This window comes from Gammaproteobacteria bacterium, assembly GCA_024235095.1.
Taxonomy (GTDB): Bacteria; Pseudomonadota; Gammaproteobacteria; order Competibacterales; family Competibacteraceae; genus UBA2383.
This window is the reverse complement of sequence record JACKNC010000001.1, coordinates 2,028,629-2,042,193: the sequence shown is the minus strand read 5'-3', so window position 1 is coordinate 2,042,193 and position 13,565 is coordinate 2,028,629. Positions and strand designations below refer to the sequence as shown.

10 protein-coding genes are annotated in these 13,565 nt (G+C 57.4%); 6 read left to right on the top strand and 4 right to left on the bottom strand.

Annotation, left to right across the window (positions count from 1 at the left end):
- Window positions 1-68 precede the first annotated feature (68 nt).
- Window positions 69-611 (top strand): hypothetical protein, encoded by a 543-nt coding sequence (locus H6973_09090; protein ID MCP5125768.1) that lies wholly within the window; start codon window positions 69-71, stop codon window positions 609-611.
- On the top strand, window positions 601-3,096 hold the full coding sequence (locus H6973_09085) for a response regulator (GenBank protein ID MCP5125767.1): 2,496 nt from the start codon (window positions 601-603) through the stop codon (window positions 3,094-3,096). Before H6973_09090 ends, H6973_09085 begins: the two co-directional genes overlap by 11 nt.
- 32 nt (window positions 3,097-3,128) lie before the next feature.
- Here the strand turns inward: H6973_09085 and H6973_09080 are convergent, their stop codons facing one another.
- Both H6973_09080 and ubiD read right to left on the bottom strand, forming a co-directional pair.
- A complete protein-coding gene (locus tag H6973_09080) occupies window positions 3,129-4,145 on the bottom strand; it encodes a CDP-6-deoxy-delta-3,4-glucoseen reductase (GenBank protein MCP5125766.1) in 1,017 nt (338 codons plus the stop codon).
- Between the two features lie 71 nt (window positions 4,146-4,216).
- The gene (ubiD, locus tag H6973_09075) at window positions 4,217-5,680 is read right to left on the bottom strand and encodes a 4-hydroxy-3-polyprenylbenzoate decarboxylase (protein MCP5125765.1); all 1,464 of its coding nucleotides are present in this window, start codon (window positions 5,678-5,680) and stop codon (window positions 4,217-4,219) included.
- 239 nt (window positions 5,681-5,919) lie between these two features.
- Between ubiD and H6973_09070 the strand changes: the two genes are divergently transcribed.
- From H6973_09070 to H6973_09055, 4 genes are all read left to right on the top strand, one after another.
- Window positions 5,920-6,453 carry a TRAP transporter small permease subunit gene (locus H6973_09070; GenBank protein ID MCP5125764.1) on the top strand — a complete coding sequence of 178 codons (534 nt, stop codon included), beginning with the start codon at window positions 5,920-5,922 and terminating at the stop codon, window positions 6,451-6,453.
- A 1-nt stretch (window position 6,454) separates the two neighbouring features.
- Complete coding sequence (locus H6973_09065; GenBank protein ID MCP5125763.1) at window positions 6,455-7,909, top strand: TRAP transporter large permease subunit; 1,455 nt, start codon at window positions 6,455-6,457, stop codon at window positions 7,907-7,909.
- Window positions 7,910-8,053: 144 nt separating this feature from the next.
- Entirely contained in the window at window positions 8,054-9,919 is a 1,866-nt protein-coding gene (gene recD, locus H6973_09060; GenBank protein ID MCP5125762.1) for an exodeoxyribonuclease V subunit alpha, read from the top strand.
- A 14-nt stretch (window positions 9,920-9,933) separates the two neighbouring features.
- Window positions 9,934-10,407, top strand: a complete 474-nt coding sequence (locus tag H6973_09055) for a GNAT family N-acetyltransferase (GenBank protein ID MCP5125761.1) — start codon at window positions 9,934-9,936, stop codon at window positions 10,405-10,407.
- 6 nt (window positions 10,408-10,413) lie between these two features.
- Here H6973_09055 and H6973_09050 read toward each other — a convergent pair whose 3' ends face one another.
- Window positions 10,414-12,330, bottom strand: coding sequence for an ATP-dependent DNA helicase (locus H6973_09050; GenBank protein ID MCP5125760.1), 1,917 nt, complete (start codon window positions 12,328-12,330; stop codon window positions 10,414-10,416).
- Window positions 12,331-12,357: 27 nt separating this feature from the next.
- Complete coding sequence (locus H6973_09045; GenBank protein ID MCP5125759.1) at window positions 12,358-13,488, bottom strand: tetratricopeptide repeat protein; 1,131 nt, start codon at window positions 13,486-13,488, stop codon at window positions 12,358-12,360.
- Window positions 13,489-13,565 lie beyond the last annotated feature (77 nt).

Genomic DNA, 13,565 nt, shown 5'->3' with positions numbered 1-13,565 from the left:
AGGGTAATCGACCTGCAATGTCCGGTTACTCCGGGTCCAGGCGTTTAGCGCTCTTGTTGGGAATCCTGTTGAGTCTTCTAAGCGCTTCGTATGGCGCGTTGGGCGATCCGCAGGAACAGCGCGCGCAGATCGGGTTGCGGTTGTTTCGCGCCCTGCTGGCAGCGGATGAGGACTTGGGACAAAAAATCGATGCTCAGGGCCGACTGCTACTGGCGCTGCTTTACCGGAACGACCGGAGAATAGCCGAAAAGTTCGCCGCTGCATTGCAAGCATCCGGGCATGGCCGTGAGCAAGGTAAAATTAAAAATTATCCCATCCAGGTGATTCTCGCCGATGGCGCTCACTTCAGTACGCTGCAAGAGCAGGTTCCAGCAGCCATTTATCTGGTGCAATCGTTGCCGGACCCTGTGCTGGAGGAAGTGATTCGATATGGTATCGATCACCAGCGGGTCGTGTTTTCACCTTTCGAGGGACATGTGGAAAGGGGTGTTTTAGCGGGTTTGGCCATCGAAGTGCGGGTACTGCCTTATATCAACCAGACCACCCTCAGGCGATCCGGAATTCGGCTGAAGAGTCTCCTGTTGAAGGTAGCCAAAATTCATGAACCATGAGGAGAATCGGAGTTATCGCGTCCGGCGGCATGTCGGACGAATCGTTTTCCAATTGACTCTGTCGTTTCTGTTACTCGCGCTGGCGGTTGGGGGCGTCACCGTCTTTTATTGGTTTTTTCTTCTGCAACCTCGTTTGCTTCTGGCGGCGGAAACTAACGCCAAGCTGTTGGCCCAGGCACAGGCGGTTTCCCTGGCGGAAGTCTTGCAGCCGCGCGGCGATCCCGTTTCCGTTAGTGAAGTCGAGGCGGCGATGGACAAAATTCTGCTCGCCACCGATCCTGCAACCGATCAACCGCTCATCGTTGGACTTGCATTAGAATTGGACTATAACGTCGTCCTCGCCGCTGATAAGACCTTGAATTTGCAACGCGGGAAAATGGGTCATCCAGGCTGCTTCTGTGTTCCAGTCCCCCTTTACGCACCTTTGACGGATGAACTGCTGGGCATCGCCCGATTTCATATCAGCCCTCTGTTTTTTCAGACCTTGGAGCAGGACATCCGTCAAACCCTGATCGCCGAATTCGTGCTCATCCTCATACTGTTGTTGGTAGTCTGGCGTTGGGTGCTGTCCTTAGGGCGTCGCTTGCGCCGTGAAGTTTTTGAGCGGCAACGGGCAGAACAGGAAGCGCAAGAAGCCAACCAGGCCAAAAGCCAGTTTCTGGCCAATATGAGCCATGAAATCCGTACTCCGATCAATGCTATTCAAGGACTGCTCTATCTGGCGCAACAAAATAAGCTGTCGCCGAAGCTGAGAAATCACCTCAACAAGATGGAGCATTCGGCGCATACCTTGTTAACCATCATCAACGATATTCTGGATTTCTCTAAAATCGAAGCGGGACATATCGATCTGGACAATATCCCCTTTGATTTGCAGGCGGTTCTTGATCGAATCCGCAGCATTGTAGGCTTTCGCGCCCTTGAAAGAGGACTGGCGCTCACGTTTCATCAGGACGAGCGAACGCCCAAATATCTACGCGGCGATCCGCATCGCCTGGGTCAAATCCTGTTGAATCTGGTGGGAAACGCGATCAAGTTTACTGAACAAGGCGAGGTCGTAATCTCTATCCAGGTCATAGAAAATTTTCCGGAACAGATTCGCTTGGAATTCTCGATTCGGGACACCGGCATTGGCATGACGCCAGAGCAGCAGGGCCGGCTGTTCCAAATGTTCAATCAGGCGGATGCTTCCATCACCCGACGGTTTGGCGGCACCGGTTTGGGTCTAGTCATCAGCCAGCGCCTCGTGGAAATGATGGGAGGACGCATTGTCGTCGCCAGCGTTCCCGATCAAGGCAGTACGTTTCGTTTTACCGCAGCATTTGGTCATGCCGCACCGGAAGAGGTGGAAACTCGGCAGGAATCGAGTCACGTGCTTAAAGAAATGCAGCGGCTGCGTGGAGCGAGGGTGTTGCTGGTTGAGGATCAGCCGCTCAATCAAGAGGTGGCGGCGGAGATATTGCGTCAGGCTGGCTTGCAGGTACAAATCGCCGATCAAGGACAGGAAGCGTTAGCAGCGCTTCAGGCGAATCCCAGCGGATTTGATGTTGTGTTAATGGATTTGCAAATGCCGGTGTTGGACGGCTATGCGGCAACCCGACAATTGCGTGCTGATCCGCGTTTTGCCGGGTTGCCCATTATCGCAATGACCGCCAATGTACTGGCCGGTGAGCGGGAACGCTGTCTGGCAGCCGGTATGAATGACTACCTGGCTAAGCCGATTGATGTGTCCAATTTATATCAAAAGTTGCGGCTTTGGGTTAAAAACATTGCCGTTGAACCGCCAGCGGTTGATGCGAACGCCCGGACGGAGGCCCCATCCCCGATTAATAAGACAACCGCTTCTACTTTACCCAATGCCGCGCCTGGCCTTGACCTAGCCGCTGGACTCCAGCGGGTTGGCGGCAACGAAGCACTCTATCGACGGCTCCTGGCCCGGTTTCCCGATCAACACGGCGCGGTGCTGGCGGAAATCCAGGCAGCTCTGGACGCCGGCGACAAGGAACAAGCGGCGCACCAGGCGCATGCTCTGGCTGGAGTAGCGGGAAATCTTGCCGCGACATCCTTGGAGCAGGCGATGCGGCAGTTGGAGCGAGCAATTATTGAGGGTGCTAACGGTATCCGCTTACACTTCCGTTATGCGGAAGCGCGATGGCAAGAGGTTTTGACCGGAATCGATCAACTCAATTCAAGGACTGAAACCACGGGCGAAATCGGGGCGTCCCATGACGCGCGAGCGAATCAACCCCCGCTGTCGGATCGGGAACCCTGGGCCGCGCAGATCGCCGTCCTGGCGGAACTGCTCACCGCGCGCGACTTGAAAGCCAAAAGCTACTTCGCGGAACTGATGCGGCAAATCACTGATCCACAGATCCATCAACAATTACAACCCGTTGGTCAACAGATCGAACGGTTGCATTTTGCTGACGCTTTGCAAATCCTGAATCAAGTGATGACGTCTTCAGGGAGCAACGTAGTGGACTGACTTCGTCTCACTCGCAATCCTGCATATCCATCTTATTGCGCTGAAAAATCGAAGGAATCGTAAAATAACTGTTCAGCGGACAACCCTTGGGCTGCAAAAACCGGCTTGGCAGCCTCGATCATCGGCGGTGGGCCGCTCATGTAAACGTCGTAGCCGCTGAGATCGGGATAATCGACGGCAACCGCTTCATGCACCCAGCCCGTCCGTCCTTGCCAATCATCTTCCGAGTGCGGTTCCGATAGCACTGGGGTATAGCGGAAGTTGGTCTGTTCCTCTATCCAGCGGCGCGGTAACGCATCCAGGTATAAATCCACTTTAGCCCGTGCACCCCAGTACAGATGCAGCGGGCGATCCCAGCCAATATGGAAGGCGTGCTCCAGCATACCCTTTAACGGCGCGAAACCGGTGCCGCCGCCCATCAAAATAACCGGGCGTGGCGAATCCTCGCGCAGAAAGAACGTTCCCAGTGGCCCCTGAAAGCGCAACAGCGCCTTGTCCTTCATACGTTCAAAGATGTAACCGGTGAAAAAGCCACCTGGCACATGGCGAATATGCAATTCCAGCAGATCGTCGGCATGAGGTGGATTGGCCAGCGAGAACCCGCGCCGCCGCCCATCGGCCAGTAGAATGTCGATGTATTGGCCCGCCAGGAATTGCAGACGCTCAGCGCTCGGTAGCCGCAAATACAGCCGCATGACATCCGGCGCTAGCAATTCCCGTTGCTCCACCCGGCAAGGCAGAATTTTTACCGGAATATCGCCACAGGTTTTCACCTCGCGCGCTTCGATCACCAGGTTGGAGGCGGGTCGAGCCTGACAGAGTAGCGCTTTACCCTCGGTCTCTTCGCGTTCGCTGAGCGCCGGCGGACGACCCTCGGGGTAAACGACCTGACCAGACAGAAGCGTGCCCATGCAGGAACCGCAGGTACCGTTGCGGCAACCATAGGGCAGAACGCTGCCCTTTTCACGTAGGGCGGCGTCCAGCACCGATTCATGATCCGCAACCTGGAACTCGTGGCCGCTCGGCTGGATAGTGACGTGATAAGGCATTGATCGACTCATCTCTTGGATTTTGGACATAGTCTGTTTAGAAGCATATTCATTCGTTCGGTTCGTCGGCGTTACAACCCCAACCCCCCCCACAGCGCATCGATCCGTTGTTTCACCTCAATACTCATCGCAATGGGCCGGCCCCATTCCCGCGTCGTCTCACCCGGCCATTTACTGGTCGCGTCAAAGCCAATTTTTGAACCGAGTCCCGATACCGGCGAAGCAAAATCCAGATAATCAATCGGCGTGTTCTCGATAATTACCGTATCCCGCGCTGGGTCCATGCGGGTGGTCATCGCCCAGATCACATCCTTCCAGTCGCGGGTGTTCACGTCCTCATCGACGACGATCACGAACTTGGTGTACATAAACTGCCGCAGGAACGACCACACGCCCAGCATCACCCGCTTGGCGTGTCCCGGATACTGCTTGCGCATCGCCACCACCGCCAATCGGTAGGAACAGCCTTCCGGCGGCAGGTAAAAATCGACAATTTCAGGAAACTGCTTTTGCAGAATCGGCACGAACACTTCATTTAAGGCCATGCCAAGAATGGCAGGTTCATCCGGCGGTCGCCCGGTGTAGGTGCTGTGGTAAATCGGATTTTCGCGATGGGTGATGCGGTCGATAGTGAACACCGGAAAATGATCGGTTTCATTGTAATAACCGGTATGGTCGCCAAACGGTCCCTCCAGCGCCGTTTCGCCCGGCGCGATATGTCCTTCCAGCACAAACTCCGCACTGGCCGGTACTTGCAAATCGCTGTTCAGACATTGCGCTAGTTCGGTGCGCGATCCTCGCAGCAAACCAGCGAAGGCGTATTCCGACAGCGTATCGGGCACTGGCGTCACTGCTGCTAGAATCGTCGCTGGATCCGCGCCCAGCGCCACGGCGATGGGAAACGGTTCGCCGGGCCGGGCCTGTTGCCAGTCGCGGAAATCCAGCGCGCCGCCCCGGTGGGCCAGCCAGCGCATGATAACCTTGTTTCGTCCAATGACCTGCTGGCGATAGATACCCAGATTCTGACGCGGCTTGTTCGGTCCCCGCGTGACGACCAGACCCCAGGTGATCAGCGGCCCGGCATCTTCCGGCCAGCAGTGTTGCACCGGCAACCGCGCCAGATCGACATCAGCAACTTCGATCACGCGCTGCTGACAAGGCGGACGACCTACCTTTTTCGGCGCCATATCCAGCACTTTCTTGAAGATCGGGAGTTTCTCCCAGGCGTCACGCATCCCTTTCGGTGGGTCAGGCTCCTTGAGAAACGCGAGCAGTTTGCCCACTTCCCGCAAGGCGTCCACATCATCAGCACCCATGCCCAGCGCCACCCGGCGCGGCGTGCCGAACAGATTGCCCAGCACCGGGATCGTATGACCTTTAGGATTTTCAAAGAGAATCGCCGGCCCGCCGGCGCGCAATACTCGATCGCAAATCTCGGTCATTTCCAAATGAGGATCGATGGCGATCCGAATACGCTTCAACTCGCCGAGCTGTTCCAGTTGAGCGATGAAATCGCGTAAGTCCTGATAGCGCATAGATTATGTCCTGAACGAAGGGTGTGATGGAAACTCCAAGAAGACAAGTTTATTTTACCAGTAAATGCCCTTCCTTCTCTGGCCAGCGCGTGGCAGGTCCATGCCCAGCAACTACACTTGCTGGAAGCTGTAATGACTGATTGTAACCGTGCATTTCCCTCGCCCACTGGCAGGAGAGGAGTTGGGGGAGAGGGCTGAGCTATCCGCCTCGCCACACCTATTTCGTCCAAGGAGACCGCATGAAGTTTTTGCTTCGCATCGCGGCGGCCATTGACGCCCTGAATTCCATGATTGGCCGCTGGATGACCTGGCTGATCCTGTTCTGCATCCTAACCAGCGCCACCGCCGCTACTCTGCGCTATGCCTTTGACTGGGGATCGAACGCCTTGCTGGAAGCACAATGGTTCATGTTCGGTCTAGTGTTTCTATTCTGCTCGGCCTGGACGCTGCAACAAGGCGGCCATGTGCGGATTGACGTCCTGTCGTCGCGCTTGCCGCCGATTGCGCGAGTCTGGATTGACATCCTGGGCGGATTGCTCTTTCTGTTGCCGGTCTGCCTGTTGATCGTGGCCGATTCCTGGAATTACTTTCTGATTTCTTTCCAGACCCGCGAAGCCTCGCCCGATCCAGGCGGCCTGATCTGGTGGCCGCTGAAACTGGCGATTCCGGTGTCATTCGCCCTGCTCAGCCTGCAGGGGGTTTCCGAAGTGATTAAGAGCATCGCGGCACTGACCGGCGATCGGCCCATGCCAACCTTCCACGGAGGACATTGACATGGCTGAATTCCTGATCGCCAACATGGCGCCGATCATGTTTTCAGCACTCATGCTGTTTCTGCTGATCGGCTACCCCGTCGCGTTCTCACTGGCGGCGGTCGGCATGATGTTCGGCTTGATTGGCATTGAACTGGGTCTGCTCACGCCCAATCTGCTGCAAGCCTTGCCGGATCGCGTATTTGGCATCATGAAGAACGAGATCCTGCTGGCGATCCCGTTTTTCACCTTCATGGGCCTGGTGCTGGAGCGCAGCGGCATGGCCGAAGACTTGCTGGACACCATTGGTCAGTTGTTCGGCAACATTCGCGGCGGACTGGCGTTTGCTGTGATCTTCGTTGGCGCGCTATTGGCGGCCACGACCGGCGTGGTTGCCGCCTCGGTGATTGCAATGGGGTTGATCTCGCTGCCGATCATGCTGCGTTACGGCTATGACAAATCGCTGGCTTGCGGGGTCATTGCCGCATCCGGAACCCTGGCGCAGATTATTCCACCCTCGCTGGTGCTGATCGTGATGGCGGACGTGCTGGGCCGTTCTGTCGGCGATATGTACAAGGGTGCGGTATTGCCCGGCCTGATTCTAGGCGCGATGTACGTGGGTTGGGTGCTGCTGAATACGTTGTTCCGACCGCATCTGACCCCGGCCTTGCCGCCGAAAGCGCGCACTCTGCGTGGTTGGGGGTTGTTCAAGCGGGTGATCGTGGCGATGATTCCGCCGCTTTTACTGATTTTTCTGGTGCTGGGGACTATTTTCATCGGCTGGGCCACGCCGACCGAAGGCGGCGCCATGGGCGCGGTGGGCGCATTGTTGCTGGCCCTTTCCAAAGGCAAGCTGAACCGGAAGATGGTTACGGAATCCCTGCATTCCACCGCAAAAATCGCCAGCTTCGTGATCTTTATCCTGATCGGCTCCAGCGTATTCAGCCTGGTGTTCCGCGGGGTCGACGGTGATTTGTGGGTCGAGCATCTGCTGCTCGATTTGCCTGGCGGAACGATGGGATTTCTGATTTTTGTCAATATCCTGGTCTTCCTGCTGGCCTTCTTTCTGGATTTCTTTGAAATCAGCTTTATCATTCTGCCGTTGCTGGCGCCCGTCGCGGAAAAGCTGGGCATTGATCTGGTCTGGTTCGGGATTTTAATGGGCGTGAACATGCAAACGTCGTTTATGCATCCGCCCTTCGGTTTTGCGCTGTTCTATCTACGCAGCGTTGCGCCGCCGACGATTCGCACCACGGACATTTACTGGGGCGCGGTGCCGTTCGTAGTCATTCAGGTGATCATGGTGGCGTTAATCATCGCCTTCCCGTCGCTGGTGACGTTGGGGCTGGATCGTCCCACCCATACCGGCCAGCCCGCGCCGATTCAACTGCTGATGCCGCAGGATAACAACCGGGGCGGCGTCAACCGCGACGATGCAGCTGATCTCTTCCGGCAACTCCAGCCGGCTGGACAGTAAACGCCCGCTGACCCTCGGCTGCCAAGTTTATCGAAGAAGTCGGATTCTGAAGATACGACCTTGAATAATGAAGCTATGAATTTGCGTGAGCCTGCAACGCTCGCCAACCACGATGACGCCCTGCCCGTTCTCCACAGCTTGGGGATGGTGACGGATCTGGACTGGCATTTCGCGCGCTTCATGGAGCGTTTGACCGGCAGTCCCTCCCCGGATCTGGCGCTGGCGGCGGCATTAGCCAGCCATGCGACCGGTCAGGGCGATATCTGCGTCAATCTACGCCAATGGGCGCGACGCTGGCAGATTATGACCGACAAAACGGAAGCGCCAGCCTCATTCACCCTGCCTCCCACCAATGAATGGCTGGACGCCTTGCGCGCTAGTCCAGTGGTTGGTCAACCCGGTCAACGTCAGCCCCTGGTGCTTGATCGGCGCGGTCGATTGTACCTCTACCGTTATTGGGAATACGAACAACGCTTAGCTCGCGATCTGTTGCGACGCGCTAAAGAAGCGCCAGCGCCAATGGATGAAACCCAACTGCGCGCCGATCTCGATCGACTCTTCCCGCGTCACCCGACATTGACCGGGCCGGACTGGCAAAAGATCGCCGCCGTGGTGGCCGCGCTGAAACAGGTTTGCGTAATTTCCGGCGGTCCGGGGACCGGCAAAACTAGCACCGTCCTGCGCATTCTGGCGTTGTTGACTGGGCAGGCCGAGCGTCCGTTGCGCATTGCGCTGGCCGCACCGACCGGCAAGGCAGCAGCGCGGATGCAGGAATCCATACGCGCCGCCAAGCCGGGACTCGGTTTATCGGATGACCAGGCGGCGCAAATTCCCGAAGAGGCATCCACGCTGCATCGCTTGCTGGGCAGTCGGCCCGATTCCGTGTATTTCCGCTACAATGGCGATAATCCGTTGCCTCTGGATGTGCTGGTCGTGGATGAAGTGTCGATGGTCGGACTAGCGCTGCTGGCCAAGACCGTGGACGCACTGCTGCCCTCGACGCGGCTGATTCTGCTGGGTGACAAGGATCAACTAGCTTCAGTGGAAGCCGGGTCAGTGCTCGGCGATCTCTGCACCGGCGCTGGACGATTTTCCCCCGAATTCCAAAACCGGTTGGCGACATTGACCGGCGAAGCGCTGCCGCGCGGCAAGGAATCGTCCTCCTCCCTGGTCGACGCCATTGTGTTGTTGCGGCACAGTTACCGATTCAGCGCCGCCAGTGGCATTGGCGCGCTGGCGCAGGCAGTGAACCGGGGCCGGGCAACAGAAATCGCGATGCTACTGGACGGTCGTTATGCAGACATTGACTGGCGCACCCTGGCGAGCGCAGAAGCATTGCCGGAGCAGTTGCAAGAACCGGTTGCCGCCGGATTCGCGCCCTATCTGGACGCGGTGCGGACTGGCGCTGCTCCAGAAATAATCTTTGAACAATTTAACCGCTTTCGGGTGTTATGCGCGGTGCGGAGTGGACTGTTTGGAGTGGAGGCGCTGAACCCTTTGTGTGAACAGATATTACAGAGTCGAAAGCTGATCGATGCCCGACAGACCTGGTATCCGGGCCGGCCAGTCATGGTGATCCGCAATGATTACAACCTGCGCCTGTTTAACGGTGACATTGGCGTCACCCTGCCTGATGCGAAGGAACCGGAGCGGATGAAAGTATTCTTCCTGGGGAACGATGGCGCGCTGCGCAGTTTCGCGCCGGCGCGTTTGCCGGAGCATGAGACCGTGTACGCAATGACCGTGCATAAAAGTCAGGGGTCGGAATTTGAATGCGTGCTGGTCGTGACGCCAAATGAGCCGTCACCGGTATTAAGCCGCGAACTGATTTATACGGCCTTGACCCGGGCCAAACAGCAAGCCGTATTTTATGGCGCGCCGGAGGTGTTTGAAGCAGCGGTGGAGCGGCGATTGCGGCGCTCGTCGGGGTTGCGGGATCGGTTGTGGCTGGAACGGCGCGGGAGCGAGCAATTCCAGCGCCGCAGAGCGGGCGATTCCGCAAACGCCTGATGGAGACTGGAAAGATGGACATTCAGTTCGAGAAAACGGATCAAACTGATAAGGGATATTTCTGGGAACTGTATGAGCTTTCGTACAGGACGGTGATTGAAGACCAGTTTGGCGGATGGAGCGAAAGTCAACAGCTTTGCGCATTCGATAGAAAGTGGCGTCAGCGGGGATTCAGAAAAATTATGCTGGACGGCCAGTTGGCTGGCGGTATTTGGTTAAAGGAATCAATCGATTATCATGAAATAACTGAGATACAGATCCATCCGGATTTTCAACATTGCGGAATTGGAAGCGCCATTCTCAAGCAAGAGATAGCGAAGGCAACAAAGCAAGGCAAGCCACTAAAATTAAGCGTTCTTTTCAAAAACCCGGCATATTTTCTTTACCAGAAACTTGGATTTCAGGTCATATCACAAGATAATTTTCAGTATCACATGGAATTCAATTCACAAACATCGAAAACAAGGCTACTGGTGGGTAGTGTCTGAACGAGATCATGATTCCGAATTGCTAAAAAACGCCTGCACCCGTTCCAGCTTTTTTGTCCTCGGCATTGGCGGCAGACTGTCCAGAAAAACTTGCCCGTAGGATTTGCTCAACAACCGGGGATCGCCGAGCACTAGCACCCCCCGGTCGCTCACATCGCGGATCAATCGGCCAACGCCCTGTTTCAGAGTAATGACCGCCTGGGGTAACTGATAACTCATAAATGGATTCTCGCCGCGCTGACGCAGCGATTCGATGCGCGCCTGCATCACTGGATCGCCAGGCGAGGCGAACGGCAATCGGTCGATGATCACGCAGGACAACGCCTCGCCGCGCACATCCACCCCTTCCCAGAAGCTGGTCGTGCCCAGTAGCACGGCGTTACCCAGTTCCCGGAATTGTTGCAACAACGCCGCCTTGGGCAGTTGACCCTGCGCTAGCAGCGGATAGTCCACCCGCCCCGCCAGCCACTCCGCCGCCTCATGCAAGGCCCGGTAACTGGTGAATAACAGAAATGCCCGCCCCTGACTGGCCTCCAGCACCGGTAATACCGCCTCCAGGAGCGCGATGGTATAGCGCGGCATCGCTGGATCGGGCAAGTCCGGTGGGTGATACAATAGGGCGTGGCCAGCAAAATCGAACGGACTGTCCAAGCAGAGCGCTGCATAGTCCGCCAAACCCAGCCGCGCCGCGAAATGGCCAAAACTCTGTCCTACCGCCAGCGTCGCCGAGGTAAAAATCCATGCGCCCGGTTGCGCCGTCATCCGTCCCTGGAAGGTCGGGGCAATATCCAGCGGCGTCAAGGTCAGCATCACCCCCCGTCCCCGCGTTTCGAACCAGCAGACGTTGCCGGGATCGCGATCAGTTCCCGTCAGCGTCTGCAACCGTTGCCCGAGATCGTCGCCGCGCCGACAGCAATTCTCCAGACCTTTGCCGCGCCCGGCGGCTTCGCGCAATGCGGCGCGCAGTGCATCCAGCTTCAAAGTCACCTCGGCAATCGCTTCCTGTACCGTTGATTCATCAGCCACTTCACGCCAGAGCGCCCGGCGATCGGTTGAACCCAGCGTCTGGCATAGAACGGCAAGGGCGATTTCCAGCGCCAAGGCGCGTTTACGCAACTCCGGAAAATCTGGCGCATCCCGAACCTGTTCCACTAGCGTATCCCGGGTCAGTTCCAGCAATTGCCGGCTACTCAACGACTGGCCAAAAAAGTGGCTGGCGATCTCCGGTAATTGATGCGCCTCGTCGAGAATAATGGCTTCTGCTCCAGGCAACAATTCCGCGAAGCCGGTTTCCTTAATCGCCATGTCGGCGAAAAACAGGTGATGGTTAATCACCAGCACATCCGCCGCTTGCGCCTCGCGCCGCGCCTTGGCGAGAAAGCAGTCGCTCCAATCCGGACACTCCTGCCCCAGGCAGTTATCCGTGGTAGAAGTGACGCGCGGCCAGATGGGCGAGTTTTCCGGCACGTTGGGAACGTCGGCAATGTCGCCGCGCCGGGTGCGCCGCGCCCAGGTGTGGATGCGCCGCAGTTCCGCAACCTGTTCCTGGGAGGTCAACCGGCCTTCCTGTGCAGTCAAACGCAGGCGATACCGGCATAAATAATTCCCGCGCCCCTTGAGCAGCGCAACTTTCGCTGAATTTTTCAGCGCCCGACGCACTATGGGCAAATCACGATGGTAGAGTTGATCCTGCAAATGGCGGGTGCCGGTGGAAATGATCACCCGTCTCCCGGACAGGAGCGCGGGCGCCAGATACGCATAGGTTTTGCCGGTACCCGTACCCGCTTCAACGATCAAGGTCCCTCCTTCATTCAGGATAGCTTCCACAGCGGTGGCCATTTGTTGCTGTTGAAAGCGTGGCGCAAACCCTGGCGCATGACGCGCCAGGGGGCCATCGAATCCCAACAGTTCAGCCATGTCCATTGCGCTATTTCATCCAGTGATCGTCGTTCAGCGCGATAGCAGCGAAGCCTGCGCCTCGGCTTCTTCAGCGCCGGACTTGTTCCCACTGGCCTGGCGCGCGACCGAAATTAATTTCCAGTTACGGGCCTGCAGTGCCCGATTGCCGCCCGCCAGATTATTGGATTTGCTGGCCAACGTCTCGGCTTGTTGATACTGACCCTGATGCAGGCGAATTTGCGCCAGATCATGCCAGATGCCCGCGTTACGAGGTTCGATGCGCAGCGCCCGCTCCAGAGCCGCGCCAGCCTTGTCCAACTGGTTGCTCTTGACATATTTATCAGCGCTGTCCAACAGGGCTACCACCGCCTGATTGCCTTCGCGGGTAATTTCCGCCGGCGGCAATTCCGCAGGACGGGGCGGCGGCGCAGGTCGCTGAGGGGGGGGCGCTAGCGGCAGCGAAACCTCGGGCACTTCCGGTTCTGGCTCGGGTTCGACGGGCGGCGCCAAGGCAACCGGCTTCTCCACCGGCTTCTCCACTGGTTTCGGACGGGCTGGCTGCGAACTTACCGGACTGGATGGGGGCAGCGCGTCCGGCGCTGGTGCGGCTTCATAAAGCGCATCGGTATCCTGCTCGACACCTGGCGCGTCAGGGTAATAGGGATAACTGGGCGAGGAGTAGGCCGCGCCGGGTGGATAGGCCGGCGACGGGTAGGCCGCGTCTGGCGTGGTTGGATAGGTCGGGTTCAACGACCCCGCGGGCGCCGCGCCATAGGCGTCTGGATAGGCCGGCGTCGGCGTCGGGTAAGGGGTTGGCGCAGATGGATAACGCTCAGCCGAATAGCGCGTCCCTGGATAGGGAGAAGCATATTCGCGGGGCATCAACGGATCCTCGCGTGGCAACTGCCCGACTTCCACCGGAGGTTGAGGCGATGGGAGAGCAGGTTGAGCGGGTTGGGCAGGATAGGTTGGCGTCCGCCGGGCGCTGCGCGTACTGCGATCGACGATCGGCGCCTTGGCGACCGGCTTGCTGGGCGATTGTAAATAAGGCGCCGCACAACCGGCGATTCCCACGATGAGCGCCAATAACCCTGCGCCAGGTTGTAAAAACCGGTTCATCATTTTCCTCCATTGATTCGGCGGATGAACTGAGTTATGCCAAACTTCAACGAAATCGGTCATCTATTTAACTCTATCTTATTCTTGGTCTTGATTACCATGCAAAATGATTAATTTTAGGGTTGCTCCAGATTTTATTG